Genomic DNA, 17,877 nt, shown 5'->3' on the forward strand with positions numbered 1-17,877 from the left:
GGCCCGTACGGCGCTCAGAGGAGCACCGGGTCGCCAATCCGTGTGTGGCGCGACGCCGTCCCGGTATTCATACTGCGCAGCGTAGCCCAGCGAACGAAAGACCCTCGTCGTCACAGCCAAGGCTCACGACTGCGCCGACCCGACAGGTGGGGTGCGTTCGTGCGCTGCGCGGGGTAGGAACACCGGGGTCGGACCGGACGCACGTCTGAGGGAACTGGCATGACGGGGCACGCGTTCATCAGCTACAGCCGGAAAGACAGGTCCTACGTCGCCGATCTCAAGTCCCGTCTCCGCCAGGAGGGCATTTCCTTCTGGGTCGACGACGACCTCGAATACGGCGACAGATGGGCCTCCACCGTCCAACGGCAGATAGACCAGGCAGCTGTGCTGGTCGTGATCGTCACGCCGGCCGCTCTGGCCTCGGAATGGGTCGACCGGGAGCTGAGCTACGCTCAGGAACTCGGCGTCCCCGTACTCCCGTTGCTGCGCCGTAAAGTGACCTCGCTGCGCCTGGCGAACCTGCAGTTCGAGGATGTGACAGACGGCCGGATGCCGTCTCCCGGCTTCTTCGGGCGGGTGCACGGACTGGTGAGCGCTGTGCCAGGAGACACCGGGACCCGACCTGCCCCCTACACCGCCTCCACGCCTGCGCGCCGCCGCGGGCCCCGCCGTTTCATCGGGCCGGTCGACCGCACGCCTACCCAGCTCTGGAGCTGCCGGACTCCGTTGATCGCGACGGCGCTCCTGGGCTTACCTGCCTTCCTCAGCGAACGTCCCGACACCCCGTTCCTCATGGTGTTCGGGTTGGTCTATCCGCCTCTTTGCTGGGCCCGCAGGCGTCGGTTCACCAAGGCGGGCGCATGGGTGGCGGACGTGACCATGACGGTGATACTCGCCGCCGTCACCTTCTATCTGTCCGGCAGCGCCGTCGACCTGATGGGTGGGGAAAGCGATCCGTGGGTTCTCGCTCCGACACCCGCCGCGGTTCTGCTGTGCTGGTTCGCTGTCGCGGCCTGGGCGGCCCAGGCCTTCCGCGACCGGCCACGCTGAGGCCCGTCGACCGTCCCCCTTGATGGTTGCCATCAGGCCGTACCGCGAGACACCGTCCGCCGGGACCCGCGGCTCGCGGGTCCCGGCGGGCGGTCAGGGGCGGCGCGCGGCGTCACCCGTCGCGTCGGTCACGGGAACGACGTCAGCTTCGAGGGCACGGTGTCCGTCCCCGAGGTCGGTGCGCCGGTGTTGTTGACGACGTGGGCGTACTGGCCCTTGCCGCCGAGCGAGATCACCAGCACGTCGTGCAGCTTCACTCCGGCGGTGACCGGGACCTGGAAGCCGTGTGTCTGGACGATCGTCGGATCGGAGGTGTAGTTGCAGTAGCTGCCGAGTCCCCACGCCTCGTGCTGGGTCACCGAGTCGGCGACCTTGTAGGCGGCGTAGCCGACGATGCCGTCGTGGGTGATGGCGGCGGCGTTCGGGGCGTCGTAGGCCTTCTCGTTCTGGAAGAAGATCGTGCGGCCGCGTTCGCCGTTCCACAGGACGTCGTACTTGTTGAAGTGCTCCACGAACAGGCCCGTGGCCAGGACGTCGTCGCCGTTGACGCGCAGGCCGTAGTCGGCGCGGTTGGTGTCCCAGCCGACGCCGGTGCCGTGGTCGGCGCGCCACAGCCAGGTGTGGTCGATGACGACGTCGTCGCTGTTGACGACGACGGAGTTGGTGGCGAGGCCGGCTCCGGCTCCGCCGATGCGGACGAACACGTCCTGGACGGTGGTCGGGTCGGCGGAGTGGTCGGCGCCGGCGCCGGGCTGCCCGATCTGGAGGAGGGTGTCGGAGTTGACGGGGCCCGCGTCGATGAGGAAGCCGGCGAGGCGCACGCCGTCGACGTCGGCCACGTGCATGGCGTCGATGCCGTTGTCCGGTACGAGCGTGGCCAGGCCCAGTCCGAGGACGACGGTGTCGGCGCGGGTGACGTTGACGGTCTGGTCGAGGTGGTAGACGCCGGGCGTGAACAGGAGGTTGAGGCCCTGGGCGAGCGCCTGGTTGATGGTGGCGGCGGTGGCGCCGGGCTTGACGACGTAGAACTGGTCGAGCGGCAGGGAGGTGCCGGCGTTCGCCGGCCAGGACACGCCGCGGGCGTTGGTGCGCTTGGCGGGCACGAACACCTTGTAGGTGCTGCCGTCGAGGTAGAGGAAGGGCTTCTCGCGGGAGACGGGCGTGGTGTCGAGGGTGGTGTACGGGCCCGAGTCGAAGTTGGTCGCCGGGGCGCCCTGCACACCGGTGAAGGTCATGTTCCACACGCCGTTGGTCCAGCCGCCGACGGAGCTGTCGCGGGTGTACCACTGCTGCTGGGAGTAGGGGCCGACGGTGCCGTCGATCTTGGAGTCGGCGATGTAGCCGCCGGAGGCCCAACCGTAGCCGTTCGGGGCCAGGTTGAGGCCACCCTTGACGTGGATACGGCGGAAGGGGGCGGCCTGGGCGACGGCCCAGCGGTCGGTGCCGTTGGACGGTGTGATGGCGAGGTTCTCCGCCGAGCGCCAGAAGTTCTGGGTGGCGTTGCCGTTGAACCAGCCGGCGTCGACGGTGATGTCGCCGTTGATCTGGGTGTCGTCGGGGTTGAGGCCGAGTCCCGAGATCGAGGTGTAGAAGCCGAGTTGGGCGTTGATGCCGTTGTAGGTGCCGGGCTTGAGCAGGAACTGGTAGCGGCCGTTGCCGAACTGGCTGGACTCCTGCTGGGCGAAGACGTCGTCGAACTTCTGCTGGAGGCCCGGGGTGTTGGGGTCGACGACGATGACGTTCGGTCCGAGGTCGCCGCCGCCCTGGACCGGGGGAACGCCGCCGGTGGTGGTGTGGACGGCGACCTCCCACAGGGAGTAGCCGTAGCCCGTGGCGCGGACGGTGCCGTTGACCCGGAGGTAGCGGCCGGAGCCGGTGACGTCGTAGGAGGCCGTGCCGCCGCTCGCGCCGGTGACGCTCTTGAGGGTGCTCCAGTTCTGGCCGTCGGAGGAGGCCTGGATCTGGAACTCCTTGGCGTAGGCGGCCTCCCAGCTCAGGTCGATCTTGCAGAGGTCCTTGACCGAGCCGAGGTCGACCCGCACCCACTGCGGGTCGGAGGCCTGGCTGGACCAGCGGGTGCCGGTGTCGCCGTCGAAAGCGGCGGAGGCGGGGGTGCCGGCGTTCTCCGTGGAGGAGGCCGAGGCGGGCCTGCCCTTCGCGGCGTTCGCCGTGTCGCAGGAGGACGTGCCGGTGCCCGAGGTGCCGAAGACCTGGAACTCCCAGAGGGAGTAGCCCCATGGGGTGGCGCGGTGGATGCCGTACATCCTGACGTAGCGGCCCTGTCCGGAGACGTCGAGGGTGTCGGTGCCTCCGTCGCCGCCGGTGACGGAGGTCAGGTCGGTCCAGGTGCTGCCGTCGGCGGATGCCTGGATCTTGTAGTCCTTGCCGTAGGCCGCCTCCCAGGTGAGGACGACCTTCGAGAGCGTGGCGGTGGCGCCCAGGTCGACCTGGAGCCACTGGGTGTCGGTGGCGGCCGACGACCAGCGGGTGGCGGTGTTGCCGTCGAAGGCGGCGGCTGCCGGGGTGCCGGCGTTCTCGTCGGAGGAGGATGTCGCCGTCTTGCCTTGTGACAGCGGGAGTTCGGCCGCGCCGGCCGAGTGGGCGGCGGGGAGGGCGAGCAGCGCTGCCAGGGCGGCGAGCACGGCGCCCATGGATCTCAGTCTCATGGAGGTCCCTGCGGGTGTGGTGGGGAAGGGAACACGGGGAGTTGCCGACGTGCAGGCGGATCGACACGCCAAGGGCTGCACCCCGACGCTTAGTTCACGTCTTGATTTAACTGATGAGTCGCAACTCCCGGCAAGCCTTCGGAAGTTGAAATCTTTCCGGGTCGGCTTCTGCCGGATCCCTTGACATCTTGATGACATGCCCTCAACACTCCTCGGCGGGAGAGCGCTCTCCCACATCCGATCCGGCGCTCCCTGACGCCGAGCCGCGCCATCGCGCCGAGCACTCGCTCCAGACCCCCACAGCACAGGAGGAGATCTCCATGTCACCGAGATCGAAAGGCCTGTCAGCCACGCTGATCACCGGCGCGCTCCTGCTGACCTCGCTCGGACTGGGCGGCGTCGCCGTCAGCTCCGGCCCGCCCGCACCGCACAGCTCGGCCGCCCGGACGTTCGCGGCCACGCACTCCGGGCACGCGATGGCCGCGTCCACCGCCAACTCACCCGAGGACCCGGACGGCGACGGCTACATTCCCGCGAACCCGCCGGTCACCGGCGTGACACCGTCCACACAGAACCCGCCCCACCGCTACTTCCACGAGTTCCAGGCCAACTGCTCGGTCACCCACACCCGGCCCGACGACCCCATCGTCTACCCGCAGCAGCCCGGCACCTCCCACGACCACACGTTCATGGGCAACACCACGACCGACGCCTACAGCACCACGGCCTCACTGGAGACCGGCGCCACCACCTGCAAGGCACCGGGTGACCGGTCCGGCTACTGGATGCCCACCCTCTACAACGGCGACCGGCAGATCCTCCCGGTGGGACCGCAGGTCATCTACTACAAGGCGGGCGTCACCGACTACACCAGCGTGCGCCCCTTCCCCAAGGGTCTGCGGTTCGTCGTCGGCAGCCCGATGCAGAGCGCCGACGAGTTCCGCCACCACCCCGGCTTCGTCGAAGGCTGGGAGTGCGGCGACAGCTTCTTCAACACCGAGTTCCCGGCGACATGTCCCGACCGCGCCGACGTCCAGCTCAACATCCGCTTCCAGGCCCCCAGTTGCTGGGACGGCAGGTACCTCGACACCCCCGATCACAAGAGCCACATGGCCTACCCCGTGGTCAAGCCCGGCACGAACGACAACATCTGCCCGGCCGACCACCCGGTCGCCCTGCCGATGATCGAGTTCAAGATGGCCTTCCCGGTCAACGGCGACATGTCCAAGGTGCGTCTGGCCAGCGGAGCGGGCCACACCTTCCACTACGACTTCTTCAACGCCTGGGACTCCCCCACGCTCAAGGCGCTGGTCGACCACTGCGTCGTCGGCGGGCTCCAGTGCGACGCACGCGGCTACGACCAGACCCACCCGGAAGCGGGCGCGGCACTCGACGAGCACTACCAACTCCCCTGAGGAGCAGCAGCGATGACCCCACGACCCCGCACACGCTCCAGAACCCGCCGCACCGCGGCGCCCCTCACCGCCGGTGCCCTGGCCGCCGGCTTCCTCATCGCACTGCCCACCACCCAGGCCCACGCCGCCGGCAGCGTCGTCAAGGTCACCGGCCACCAGGGCGCCTGGCAGTTGACGGTGGACGGACGGCCGTACCTGATGAAGGGACTGACCTGGGGCCCGAGCGTCGCGGACGCCGAGAAGTACATGCCGGACCTGCGGTCCATGGGCGTCAACACGATCCGTACCTGGGGCACCGACGCCTCCAGCAAAGCCCTGTTCGACTCCGCGGCCGCCCACGGCATCAAGGTCGTCGCCGGTTTCTGGCTCCAGCCCGGCGGCGGCCCCGGCAGCGGCGGCTGCGTCAACTACGTGACCGACACCACGTACAAGAACCACATGCTCGACGAGTTCCCCCGGTGGGTCCAGACGTACAAGGACAACCCCGGCGTGCTCATGTGGGACGTCGGCAACGAGTCCGTCCTCGGCCTCCAGAACTGCTACAGCGGTGCCGAGCTGGAAAGGCAGCGCGACGCCTACACCACCCTCGTCAACGACATCACCAAGAAGATCCACGCCGTGGACCCGGACCACCCCGTCACCTCCACCGACGCCTGGGTGGGGGCGTGGCCGTACTACAAGAAGAACGCGCCGGATCTCGACCTGTACGCCGTGAACTCCTACAACGCGGTCTGTGACATCAAGTCCGCCTGGGAGCAGGGGGGTTACACCAAGCCCTACATCGTCACCGAGACCGGTCCGGCCGGCGAGTGGGAGGTGCCGGACGACACCAACGGCGTCCCGCTCGAACCCTCCGACCGGGCCAAGGCCGACGGCTACACCCGGGCCTGGGGCTGCGTCACGGGACACCAGGGCGTCGCGCTCGGCGCCACGATGTTCCACTACGGCACCGAGTACGACTTCGGCGGCATCTGGTTCAACCTGCTGCCCGCGGGCCAGAAACGTCTGTCGTACTACGCGGTGAAGAGGGCCTACGGCGGCGACACCACGCACGACAACACACCGCCCGTCATCTCCGACCTGGCCGTGGAGGGCAACGCGGGCAAGGTGGCGGCCGGGCACGACCTCGTGTTGTCGGTGAAGGCCACCGACCCCGACGGCGACCCGCTCTCCTACGAGGTCCTCGACAACAGCATGTACGTCGATCAAAGCAAGAACCTGGCCTCGCTGCCCTTCACCGACCTCGGCGGCGGCCGACTGAAGGTGACCGCACCCGACCGCCCGGGCGTGTGGAAGATGTACGTCAAGGTGACCGACGGGCGCGGCAACGTCGGCGTGGAGACCCGCTCGATCCGCGTCGTCCCACCTGTACCCCAGGGCACCAACCTGGCCCAGGGCAGACCGGCCACCGCCTCGTCGTTCCAGGCGAGTTACGGCGACTGCCCCTGCCCCGCCGCCAACGCGGTCGACGCGAACCCCGCCACCCGCTGGGCCGCCGACTGGAGCGACCCCCAGTGGCTCCAGGTCGACCTCGGCACCCGCACCACGTTCCGGCACGTCCAGCTGTACTGGGAGGCGTCGTACGCGAAGGCGTACACCATCCAGACCTCCGACGACGGCCAGAACTGGCGGACCGTGCACACCGTGTCCGACGGCAACGGCGGCATCGACGACTTCGACGTCACCGCGACGGGCCGGTACGTCCGGGTCAACGGCACGGCGCGGGGCACTGGCTGGGGCTATTCGCTGTACGAGTTCGGCGTCTACGCCTGACGGTCGCCCTGTCGGGCCGTACCCCGTCGGATCGGCGCCGGAGAGCGCTCTATTGCTTGATCGGCCGGTCCGTTAGGGTGCCTGCATGCGCAGACGGGCCCCGACGTTGGAGGACGTCGCCCGGGAGGCCGGTGTCTCCCGGGCCACCGTGTCCCGGGTCGTCAACGGCACCCGCAACGTCGATCCGGAGATACAGGACCTGGTCCGCCGCGCCATCGACCGAACGGGATACGCCCCCAACCGGGCCGCCCGTTCCCTGGTGACCCGGCGGACCGAGACCGTGGCCCTGGTGGTGTCCGGCGCGGGAGACACCACGGACGCCGCCCAGAACGCCTTCGCCGCCCGCGTGTTCGCCGACCCCTTCTTCGGACGGGTGGTCGCGGGCGTCGTCGGCCATCTACGCCCCCGCTCCCTGCACCCCGTGCTGATGTTCGCCGAGTCCGCCGAGGCCCGTCAGGAAGTGCTGACGTACCTGCGGCAGGGGCGTGCCGACGGCGCCCTGGTGGTCTCCACCCACGCCGACGACCCGTTGCCCGCCCTCCTCGCCGACGCCCGGCTCCCCGCGGTGCTCTTCGCCCGGCCCTCACGTCCGGTTCCGCTCAGCTACGTCGACCTGGCGCACCGGGACGGAGCACGCCTGGCCGCCGAGCACCTCCTCGCCCGCGGCTGCCGCCACCTCGCCACGATCAGCGGCCCCTTGGACGTCGCCGCGAGCCAGGAGCGACTGGCCGGCTTCCGCGACACCCTCGCCCGGCACGGCCGCCCCTACGTCCCCGTCGCCGAGGGCGGCTTCACCCTCGACAGCGGCATCGCGGCCATGTCCGACCTGCTGGCCCGCCACCCCGACACGGACGGTGTGTTCGCGGCCAACGACCTCATGGCGCAGGGCGCGTGCCAGGTGCTGCGCGAACGTGGGCGCCGGGTTCCGCAGGACGTGGCCGTCGTCGGCTTCGACGACTCCAGCGTCGCCCTCACCTGCCGGCCCCAACTGACCACCGTCCGCCAGCCGGTCGAGGAGATGGCGGCTCAGATGGCCCGTCTGCTCGACGACCACGTACACGGTGTACGGACCGAGGCGACATCGGTCGTCTTCGAGCCGGAACTCGTGGTGCGCGAGTCGGCGTGAGTGAGGAAGATCCACCGCACGTCCAGAGCATCCACGACGGACCGAACCGCCTTGCCGTCGGCATTCCAGGAACGCCTTCGGGTGCCGACCGATCATCCCGCTGACACGGCCTCCACCCCCGTGGCAGGGTCGGCGGGTATCGACTCGGCAGAGGGAAGGGGCTTCCGTGGAAGCAGGGATGTGGGACGCGCTGGTCAGCGTGGCGAAGGAGACGTACACCGCCTCGCTGGGCGAGGGCACGGTTCCGCGCCCGCTCATCATGCCGCTGGTGCGCGGCGAGTTGGTCGGGATGATCTGGGCCCGTCCGCTGAAGGCCGGTCAGGACGCGCTCACCGGGATCGCCGAACTCGCGAACATCGCCGCGGCGGCCGGCGCGGACGAGGTGGTCCTGGTCTGGGAGACCCACGACGTCGCCACCGCCTGCGAGCTGCCCGTGGCCGGCCCGGCGCCCTGCCTGAACCTGGCGCTCGCCACTCGGGACGGGCACGTCCTGCACCAGTACCCCTACAACGAGGAGCTCCTGTCCCGCAGTTCCGAGGGCTGGGCGTCGATCGCCCCGGACTGGATGCCGGCCCCCGCGCCGCAACCGGGCGGCGAACTGGTGCCGCCGATCCAGGCCGCGGTGGACTTCTCCTTCATCCCGATCGAGATCGACCACCCCTCGCCGTTCGGCGTCACCGTCGTACTGATGGAAGAGGACGGCTACCGGGTGAGCCTGACGGAAGCGTTCGCCTGTTGACCCGTCGCCCGAGGACCGGACCACCGGGCGATCCGTCCGCGCCGATGGATCGCCTGCCGTAGTCAACCGGTGTCACATCCTGTCAACTGCGCGCTTCGGGTGGGCGGAACCAGCAGACTGGGTGGGTGGCGGACGTGGATGTGGTCGTGAATCGGATGCTGGCCCGTTTCGATGTGAGCCGCTCGTCGGAGGTGAACCGAGCGCTGGCGTCCGCGACTGAGGACCCGCGCAGTTGGCTGGCGCCGGCCGCAGGCCTGCTGCGCGCTTCGTGGAACGGGGACGGCCCGGGTGCGGCGGCTGCCACGGCCGCCCTGATGGGGCTGGCGTTGGACACGGCCCCGCATGACCATCCCGAGCGCGCCCGGTGGGCGCTGCATCTGTGGCTGGCGGAACACACCCTCTCCACGCTGTACGGGGACTACCGGCTGTCCCAGGAAGTACGTCACCGTCTCGCCGCGCAGACCCAGAACCGCGCGGCGAGCGATCCGGTGGCGGTCGCGGCCACGTACCCGGATCTGCCGTTGCCCCGCCACTTCGAGGCGCCCGCACCCATCGAACGTGACGCCGAACGCCTCGTCGCCGGGCTGCCGCGGGACGACCTCGCTCTGGCCACGCTGCTGGTCCGGCTCGCCCGGGCCGCCTACCAGCGCTACGAGTCCGGGAACACCGCGCAGCTCACGGACGCCTGGGAACGGGCGCGTGCCGCGCTCTCCGCCGTGACACCGGACCACATCGAGGCGGCGGCGGTCGGGCGTATGGCCGCCTACGCCGGCGTCGCCTGGTTCCGCCTGCACCTGCAGGACCGTTCGGCGGTCGAGACCGCGGTCCGCGCGGGACGCCTCGCCGTGGACGCCGTACACCGCGCTCGGGGCCACGGAGCCCCCTACGACCGGTACGAGGCCGCCACCGCGCACTTCGTCCTGGCGATCGCCCTCATGTCGGCGGCGACCGACCATCCGGACCTGGCGACCGTCGACGAGGCGATCGCCCACCTTGAGGCGTTCCGGACCGACGGGCCTCCGGACGACCGCGGCATGTACGGCGTCAACATGGCGTCCATGCTGAGCGCCCGGGGCTTTCTGGCGTGGTCGCCGGAGGATGTGACACGGTCGGATGAGCTGTGGGCCGCGCTGGAGCGTGACTTGCCGGCCGGTCATCCGCTGCTTCCGCACATCGCGCTCAAGCGGGAAGGCGCGGCCAAGGTGGTTCGGCTGATGCGCACCTTCCCGTTCAACGTGAGCGGGTTGATCGGCGATCTGAAGCCCTTGTTCGGCAGCGTGCTGACAGAACTGCCTCCGTTGCAGCTGGACGCTCCGCTGACGCCGCCCGGCTATGTGTCCCCCGGGTCGGGGGGACAGCCTGGGACGGAGTGGGACTCCGACAGTCAGGGTGTCCCCTTCTCCGCGATGACGGCGCCGGTCGCCGAGCCCGTTTGGCCTCCCGGTCCGGACACGGTGCCCGCCCCGGGTCCGCAGCCGGCTTCCGAACCGGTCACCTCACTGTTCGGGACCTCGCCGCCACCGCTCGCCGATCTGCCGCCGGACGCGGCGGCCGTCTGGCGCAGCATGGTGGCGGACGACGGCACGCCACTGGATCCACGGCTTCTCGCACTCGCCGAGAAGGAGTTGCGCGACCGGCTCGCGCGACCGGGCCGGGACGACGGACGCGGCTGGATGGCGTCCGTCCTGGTCCATGTCATAGCCATCGGCTCCACCCTCAGCAATGACCCGGCGCAGATGGAGCGGGCCGTCAGGTGCGGTGACGAGGTGCTGGCGGACCTGCCTCAGGCCGGCCCCCACTACATCGACCTGTTGTGCACGGTGGAGAACTACCGGCACATGTACGGCGTGATGTGCCGGCACAGCGCGACCGTCGAACGCGCCGCGAGCGCCCTGCTCTGGGCCAGGGAGCAGTTGCCCGTGGGCTCGATCGCCTGGCTGGGTGGCTCGATCACCTATGCGCATGCGCTCTCCGACCTGTCAGGGCTGTTGCGCGACCCGGTCAGGTCGGCGGAGGCGGTACGCATCACGCAGGACGCGTTGCGACGGCTGGAGGCACTGCCGGAGCAGGCGGCCGTCCTCGGCACGGAGTCGTTCCAGGGCCGCCTGCGCCCGGCGTTCGACCAGATCCACCGTGCCGTACTCGCCACCGATGCCTACGTGCGGGCGGACAACGACGCCTTCGACTCGGCCCAGGCGCGGTGGGATCCGGCAGCGGAACAACTGCTGCCGCCGACCGCGAGGTTCGAGAACGCCCGCTCGGCACTCCTGCGCGCCATCGAGAGCCGCGCGTGGGACCAGGCCGCCGACGCCGCCGCCGTCGCACTGGACGTACTGCCCCTGCTCACGTCGCGCGCCCTGGGCCGGGACGATCGTCAGAACGCCCTGCGCGCCGCGATGCAGGGCCGCCCCTACCTCATGGCCACCGTCCGCGGGGGTGACGCGGGTCTGCCTGACCAGATCGCGGGGACCAGTCTCGGCCGTACCGGATGTGCCGTGGCCATCGCGGCGGGCCGGCCCGAGCAGGCGCTGACGTTGCTGGAACAGGGCCGGGCCGTACTGATGGCTCAGGACCTGGAAGCCCGTACCGACGTCTCGGACCTGGCCGAGGCCTGTCCCGAACTGGCCGCCCGATTCACGGCCCTCAGTGACCGGATGCTGCGCGCCGAACGGGCCGGCGCGGGTGAGGAGTCGGCGCGGGTGCGCGAACAGCACACCGTGGCAGAGGAGTGGCGGCTGCTGTTGACGGACGTCCGGGCACAGCCCGGGTTCGAGCGGTTCCTGCTGCCGCCGACCGTCCGGCAGCTGCGGGACGAGGCGGCTCAAGGGCCGATCGTCATGATCAATGTCGACCCGCTGCGCTGCGACGCGCTCGTGGTGACCACGGGAGGCGTCAGGCACGTGCCGCTCGATGTGACCGAGGGCGATGTGGCCGACAGGGCGCAGGAGTTCCTGGCCGCGGTCGCCCTGGACAGTGACTCACCACGCGAGCAGGAGCAGGCGCGCGAGGTCGTCTTCCGCACGCTGGAGTGGCTGTGGGACACCGTGGCCGAACCGGTCCTCGACGCCGCGGGGCTCACCGCGCCCCTCCCCCACGACACGCCCCGGCAGACGATCCCCCGACTGTGGTGGTCCGCCTCCGGCCCCCTGGCCCACCTGCCGCTGCACGCCGCCGGTTACCAGCGCAAGGGCCACCTCGCCCAGCGGCGATCGGTCCTGGACCGGGTCGCCTCCTCCTACACCCCCGGCGTCAGGGCGCTGCGCCACGCCCGTCAGGCGGCCACACTAACCGGTGCGAGGGGCTCGTACCTGGCCGTGGCTCAGCCGACCGGGGCCGGCGGTTCCCCAGGGGCGTCCGCCAGGGAAGTGGCCTCGGTCGCGCGGGTGTTGGCGTCACTGCGCATCCTGGACGGCCCCGATGCCACTCCGGCCCGGGTGCTCGCCGAACTGCCCGCGGCAGCCGTGGTGCACTTCGCCTGCCATGGCGTGAGCGACGCGGAGAATCCGGCCGCGAGCCGACTGTCCCTGGCGGGCGGGCCGCTGAGCGTCGCCGAGATCTCCCGGCAGCGACTGCCCCACGCACAGCTCGCACTCCTCCTCGCCTGTCACACCGCCCGGACCAACCGGCTGCCCGACGAAGCGATCCACCTGGCGTCGGCCTTCCAGGTGGCCGGCTTCCCCCAGGTGATCGGCGCCCTGTGGGAAGCCGCCGACCTGGCATCGGGCAAGCTGACGGAGCAGTTCTATCGCGCCGTCCGCGGTTACGGGTCCGGCATCGACGTACGCCAGGCCGGCCGCGCCCTGCACGTCATCGTGCACGGCCTGCGCACCCGTTACGCCAAGTCCCCCGCCGTCTGGGCGCCCTACATGCACACGGGATGCTGAGCGCGGTGCGGACGTCCACAGAGGCGTCGGATGCCGTCTGACAGGGGTGAGGGCTCGCAGGACACGGCCCGCGTGCGGTACGCGGAAGGCGTCGCCGTTCTGGAGGAGGCCCGCCGGCTGCGGGACGAGGCTCTGCTGTCGCGCGCCGTAGGACTGCTGCGGCGCTGCGCGGACGCCGCGGACACGCGTGTCGCCGCGCTGTCGGCGCTGGACGTGGCGTTGAAGACCCGCTACTCCTGGACCGGGGACCTCACCGATTTGCACGGCGCGACACAGGCCGGACGGGCGGCGCTCGACGCCCGTGGCGGGAGCCATCCGGACCGGGCGGCGGCCATGGTGAACCTCGCCGACTCGTTGCGTGTACTGGCCGAACGGACCGGGGACGGCGACGCGTTGGACGAGGCGATACGCCTGGGTGAGGCCGTGGACGCGCAGGGGCACACCCATCCGTTGCTGCGCGTCGTGACGCTCAACAACCTCGGGTTGTGTCTGCGGGTGCGGTTCGAGGCCGGCGGCGACCTGACGGACGTCCGGCGTGCCGCCGACGTCGGGCAGCGGGCGGTGGACGCGATGCCGGACGGGTACGCCGATGCTGCGTCCGTCCTGTCGAACCTCGCCGGCACCCATCAGACGTGGTTCGAGCGCAGCCACGAGCGCTCCGCCCTGGACCGGGCCGTGGAGTTGGGCCGTCGAGCGGCGAAGGCAGCGCCCGACGGGCATCCGTCCCGGGCGAGCATCCTGTCGAACCTCGGAACGGCGTTGCAGATCCGCTGCGAGGCCACCGGTGACAGCGCCGATCTGCGTGCGGCCATCGAGACGGGCGGCGCGGCCGTGCGGGCCACGCACCCACGCGATCCGGCGCTGCCGGCCAGGCTCGCCAACCTCGGTACCGCGCACGTGACCCGGTTCGGCCTCAGCGGTGATCCCCAGGATCTCGACGACGCGGTCCGGCTGCTGGAGAGGGCGATCGAGGCCACCGAGGCCGATGATCCGGCCCTGCCGGGTCGGCTCGCCAATCTGAGTGTGGCGGCCCGGCTGCGTTTCGACGCGTGCGGCGGCGCAGCCGATCTCGACCTGTCCGTCGCCGCCGCACGGCGGGCCGTTGGGGAGTGCCGTTCCGGGCACCAGGGCCTGACCGGGCACCTGTCCAACCTCGGCGCGGCACTGCGGGCGCGCTTTCGGTCGAGCCGGGATGCTGCCGACGCCGAGGAGTCCGCGGCGGCCTTCCGTCAGGCCCTGGACCTGAGTCCCGCCGACCACCCGCGGCGTGCGGCCTTTCTGTCCAACCTCGGCGGGGTCCTCTACGAGCGGGCCGCGCTCGGCGAGACGGCGGCACTCGGCGAGACGGCAGCACACGACGGTCCGGCGACGCCCGACGAGACGGCAGCACACGACGGTCCGGCGACGCCCGACGAGACGGCAGCACACGACGGTCCGGCGGCACTCGACAGTCCAGCGACGCCCGACAGTCCAGCGATGCCCGACGATAGGGCGGCGCCGACCCACCACGCGGCCCTCGCGGTCCGCGTCTTCCGCGAGGCAGCCGAGATGCCGACCGCGCAGACCCGGGTGCGGGTGGCCGCGGGTGCCGCCTGGGGGCGCCTCGCGGCCGAACTCGGCGACTGGGACACCGCGGTCGCGGGCCTGCGCCTGACCGTCGGACTGCTCGGCCTGCGCGCTCCGAGGGAACTGGACAGGGAGGATCAGGAACGGGAGCTCGCCGAGCACACCGCGCTCGCCTCGGACGCCGCGGCCTGCGCGATCCGCCTCGGTGACCTTCCGCAGGCGGTGACGCTGCTGGAGCAGGGTCGCGGCATCCTGCTCGGGCAGGCGCTGGACGCCCGCACCGACCTCACCGACCTGGGCCGCCGCGACGCCGCCCTGGCCGACCGTTTCCGCGAGGTGTGCCACCGCCTGGACAGCCCGGTGCCCGACCCGGGCCATGCCGACGTCGACGGCACCGCCCTTCAGGAACGCAGGGCCCTGGCCCGCGAGTTCGACGCGGTCCTCGGGGCGATCCGCGCACTGCCGGGTTTCGAGACGTTCCTCGGGCCGCCCTCCTTCAGCGAGTTGGTGCCGCCGCCGGGCACCGGGCCCGCGGTCCTGGTCAATCTCAGCGAACTGGGCTCCGACGCCCTGATCGTCCACGGTGACCACCCGTCCCGCGTCCCGCTGCCGCTCGCGACACCCGAAGCGGTCCGCGCCCGGGTATCCGTCCTGCTCACTTCGCTGGAAGCCATCCAGGGCGAGGACACCCCCGACCGTGACGCCCGCACACGGCAGGAGGAGCGCATCCACGGTGTGCTCGACTGGCTGTGGCACGCGGTCACCGGGCCGGTCCTGCGCCACCTCGGCACACCCGCGACGCCCGATCCCGGCCTGCGCCCCCGGGTGTGGTGGATCCCCACCGGCCTGCTGTCCTTCCTGCCGCTGCACGCCGCGCAACGGCGCGACACGCACGGGAACCCGGGCGAGGGAGGTGCACTCGACCGTGTGGTGTCCTCCTACAGCCCCACCCTGCGCAGCCTGTCGTTCTCCCGTCGCCCGCAACCACCGGGACACGACCGGCTGCTCATCGTCTCCGCCGCGGCAGCGCCCGGGCATGCCGCCCTGCCCGCCACCCGCCGGGAGACCACACGCCTCAAGGCGCTCCCGGTGGCCAAGACACTCCTGGCCCATAACACCGCCACCCGCGACCGGGTCCTCACCGCGCTGGCGGACCACAGCTGGGCGCACTTCGCCTGCCACGCCACGACCGACACCGCCTACCCCTCACGCAGCGCCTTGGTCCTGCACGACCACGACAGCGCGCCGCTGCGGGTGTCGGACATCGTCACGGCCCGGCCCCCCGACGCCAAGGTCGCCTATCTGTCGGCCTGTTCGACCGCGCAGGGTGCGGCGCTCCTCCCCGACGAGGGCATCCACATCACCTCGGCGTTCCATCTGGCGGGCTACCGGCACGTGGTCGGCACCCTGTGGCCCGTCGACGACCATCCGGCCGGCCGCATCACCCTCGACTTCTACCGCGGGGCCGGCACCGCCGAAGGGCTCTCCGCCGAGTCGGCCGCGCCCGCACTGCACTCAGCCGTACACGCCGCCCGGCGGCGCATGCCCGGACACCCCAGCGTCTGGGCGGCACACATCCATGTCGGCGCCTGACCCACGGTGGCGCCCCGCATCTCATGCGGGAATCCACAGCCAGGCATGCTGACGGAACTCCTTCACCTCGACAAGGCGCCGTTCGAAGCGTCGCGCGTCCAGGCCCGGATACCCCTCGCCGACGACATACGCGTACAACTGCTCGGAGACCAGGACGGCGAGGTCGATGTGGGGATGCTCGGTCAGGGCACCGCGCAGTACCGCGCTGTTCAGCAGTCGGCTGACGTCCACGATCGTGGACCCGGCGAAGCCGAGCGCGGCGATCCCTACCGGCCCGAAGGCCGTGGACATGCGCAGCCGCATACGGTCGCGGTAGCGGTCGTTGTCGGCCACCAGACGTGTCTGCCAGGACAGTAGCAACTGCGGCAGCGCGCGGTGCAGTTCGGCGTCCGCCGGGAGGAAGACGTTCATTCCGTCCCCGGTGTCCTGGTGGTCGGTCTCCTCCATCCGATAGCCCATGTCGCCGAGCACCTCCCGCACCAGGGCGGCGAGCCGCTCCTGCACCCGCGCCTTGTCGGGAGAAGTACGGCTGCTGTAGCGCTCGATGTCCACGGCGAAGCCCATGCGCACGCTGATGCGATCCGGTCGGGGGACCGGCTCCGGGCGCGACGGCTCCACGACAGTGACGTCCTGCCGGGCGAGTCGGCCGAACTCTCGAGCCACCTCGCGCGTTGTCTCCAAGTACTCCGCATCGTCGCCCAGTTGGCTGCCGAGCCACTCGGCGAGCCGCCGGTCGCCGGGGAACGGCTGCGCGAGCGCGGCGGTCATGTTCCCGACGGCTATCTCCACGGTGCGCCTCATCGCGCGTACGTCCCTCAGGGCCGACGTCAGGTCGGCCTCGTCCCTCCGCAGCCGGGCCTGGGCGTTGGCATCGGTCGAGTCCCCTTCCAGCGCGGCACGCACTTGTGCGACATGGCCTTCCACCCTGTCGATGAGATCCTTGAGCTGCCCTCCGTCACCCCGAACGCGGGCCTGGTAGCGGAGTTTCGCCGCGTGCATCAGATAGCGGGCCAGTGGCGGCATGGCCGGATCGCCCTGGCTGAACGTCCAGGCGCTCAGCTCGGCATCCCGCGCCTCGGGTGCGAGGACGACGACACGCCGTCCCGCCTGGTCCTCGTCCCGTGACACCTCCCACACGGCCATCGCGTCCCCGGTGCTCCAGCCCCGCTGCCACCAGTACGGGGCGTGGTCCCCGCCGGGCAGCACCGCACGCACCTCGTGTGCGATCACGTCGAGCGGGGGGACAGAGGGCCCGCCGACCTTCGCCTGATACACGCGTACGACGCCGAGCTGAGCGTCGGTACCGCCCGCCGCCAGTTCGTCCCACCATCGGTCGAACTCGACCCAGCCGGGCGGCGACGCGGAACCGATACGCAGTCGGCGGGAGGGGGTGTCCAGCGGGGCGGCGAACACCATCGACAGGTTCACGACGTCGTGTTCACGGCGCACCACGGCCTGGAAGTCGGCCGCACGGTCCTGGATCGCGGCCACCGCTCGCCCCGGAGCGAGCGAGCCGGCGTCCAGCGGCAGGACGGTGGCCAAGCCGGTGTTCGGAACCTCGTCGATCATGCCGAGGCCGTCCCGGCACCGGTCCCACACATCGCGGATCTGCCGGTAGGCGGACTTGGCGCGCGGACCGTCGGTCGGTGCGAAGACGTGCACCACGAGTTCCTGGTCAGCGAGCGGGCGTTCCGCTTCCGTCACCGCCACCTCCCGGACCGTCCGTGGAGGCGTCGGCCCGCTCCTCCCGTAGTGACCCCTCCTGTTGCCCGCCGAGCGCGTGCACCAGGTGGTTGGCCCGGTCGCGGGTCCGCTCCGGTACCGGGATCACCGACTGGGTGCCGATCCTGGTCACCCGCACCGGCCCGGTCACCTCCAGCTCGGCGGTGGCCTCACGCAGTGCCTCGCCGTCTCCCCGGGCGAGGGCGTCGGCGAGCGAGCCGACGATCGAGTCGACCCGCTCCCAGCGCTGCGGCGCCAGTTGCCACTCGACCAGATCCCGCAGAACGTTGACCGCGTCGTCACGCGCCTCGTCGTCGATCGGAACCCCACCGGCCATGTACGC

Annotated in this window: 10 protein-coding genes; 7 read left to right on the forward strand and 3 right to left on the reverse strand. The window is 71.1% G+C overall.

The window, feature by feature from the left end; all coding sequences use genetic code 11:
• The first annotated feature begins 219 nt into the window (after positions 1-219).
• Entirely contained in the window at positions 220-1,050 is an 831-nt protein-coding gene (locus ACIHIX_RS26070; RefSeq protein ID WP_399960091.1) for a toll/interleukin-1 receptor domain-containing protein, read from the forward strand.
• Positions 1,051-1,178: 128 nt separating this feature from the next.
• On the opposite strand, the gene ACIHIX_RS26075 is transcribed toward ACIHIX_RS26070, so the two are convergent.
• Positions 1,179-3,716, reverse strand: coding sequence for a discoidin domain-containing protein (locus ACIHIX_RS26075; RefSeq protein ID WP_399960093.1), 2,538 nt, complete (start codon positions 3,714-3,716; stop codon positions 1,179-1,181).
• A gap of 320 nt (positions 3,717-4,036) precedes the next feature.
• On the opposite strand from ACIHIX_RS26075, the gene ACIHIX_RS26080 reads away from it, so the two are divergent.
• From ACIHIX_RS26080 to ACIHIX_RS26105, 6 genes are all read left to right on the forward strand, one after another.
• Positions 4,037-5,131, forward strand: a complete 1,095-nt coding sequence (locus ACIHIX_RS26080) for a DUF1996 domain-containing protein (protein ID WP_399960095.1) — start codon at positions 4,037-4,039, stop codon at positions 5,129-5,131.
• Positions 5,132-5,143: 12 nt separating this feature from the next.
• Positions 5,144-6,904: a discoidin domain-containing protein gene (locus tag ACIHIX_RS26085; protein WP_399960096.1), complete on the forward strand. Its 1,761-nt coding sequence runs from the start codon at positions 5,144-5,146 to the stop codon at positions 6,902-6,904.
• An 85-nt stretch (positions 6,905-6,989) separates the two neighbouring features.
• Entirely contained in the window at positions 6,990-8,030 is a 1,041-nt protein-coding gene (locus ACIHIX_RS26090; protein WP_399960098.1) for a LacI family DNA-binding transcriptional regulator, read from the forward strand.
• Positions 8,031-8,208: 178 nt separating this feature from the next.
• Entirely contained in the window at positions 8,209-8,769 is a 561-nt protein-coding gene (locus ACIHIX_RS26095) for a hypothetical protein (protein WP_399960218.1), read from the forward strand.
• Between the two features lie 125 nt (positions 8,770-8,894).
• A complete protein-coding gene (locus tag ACIHIX_RS26100) occupies positions 8,895-12,653 on the forward strand; it encodes a CHAT domain-containing protein (RefSeq protein WP_399960100.1) in 3,759 nt (1,252 codons plus the stop codon).
• Positions 12,654-12,683: 30 nt separating this feature from the next.
• Positions 12,684-15,812: a CHAT domain-containing protein gene (locus ACIHIX_RS26105; protein ID WP_399960102.1), complete on the forward strand. Its 3,129-nt coding sequence runs from the start codon at positions 12,684-12,686 to the stop codon at positions 15,810-15,812.
• Between the two features lie 21 nt (positions 15,813-15,833).
• Here the strand turns inward: ACIHIX_RS26105 and ACIHIX_RS26110 are convergent, their stop codons facing one another.
• Positions 15,834-17,516 carry a CATRA conflict system CASPASE/TPR repeat-associated protein gene (locus tag ACIHIX_RS26110; RefSeq protein ID WP_399960104.1) on the reverse strand — a complete coding sequence of 561 codons (1,683 nt, stop codon included), beginning with the start codon at positions 17,514-17,516 and terminating at the stop codon, positions 15,834-15,836.
• Complete coding sequence (locus ACIHIX_RS26115; protein WP_399960106.1) at positions 17,488-17,871, reverse strand: CATRA system-associated protein; 384 nt, start codon at positions 17,869-17,871, stop codon at positions 17,488-17,490. The genes ACIHIX_RS26110 and ACIHIX_RS26115 overlap by 29 nt, the downstream gene beginning before the upstream one ends.
• Between the last annotated feature and the right edge of the window lie 6 nt (positions 17,872-17,877).

Origin of the sequence: Streptomyces sp. NPDC051913 (assembly GCF_044593635.1) — a bacterium.
GTDB lineage: Bacteria > Actinomycetota > Actinomycetes > Streptomycetales > Streptomycetaceae > Streptomyces.

Coding starts and splice junctions, on each gene's coding strand:
- ACIHIX_RS26070 (WP_399960091.1), top strand. CDS start 220: ATGACGGGGCACGCGTTCATCAGCTACAGCCGGAAAGACAGGTCCTAC.
- ACIHIX_RS26075 (WP_399960093.1), bottom strand. CDS start 3,716: ATGAGACTGAGATCCATGGGCGCCGTGCTCGCCGCCCTGGCAGCGCTG.
- ACIHIX_RS26080 (WP_399960095.1), top strand. CDS start 4,037: ATGTCACCGAGATCGAAAGGCCTGTCAGCCACGCTGATCACCGGCGCG.
- ACIHIX_RS26085 (WP_399960096.1), top strand. CDS start 5,144: ATGACCCCACGACCCCGCACACGCTCCAGAACCCGCCGCACCGCGGCG.
- ACIHIX_RS26090 (WP_399960098.1), top strand. CDS start 6,990: ATGCGCAGACGGGCCCCGACGTTGGAGGACGTCGCCCGGGAGGCCGGT.
- ACIHIX_RS26095 (WP_399960218.1), top strand. CDS start 8,209: ATGTGGGACGCGCTGGTCAGCGTGGCGAAGGAGACGTACACCGCCTCG.
- ACIHIX_RS26105 (WP_399960102.1), top strand. CDS start 12,684: ATGCCGTCTGACAGGGGTGAGGGCTCGCAGGACACGGCCCGCGTGCGG.
- ACIHIX_RS26115 (WP_399960106.1), bottom strand. CDS start 17,871: ATGGCCGGTGGGGTTCCGATCGACGACGAGGCGCGTGACGACGCGGTC.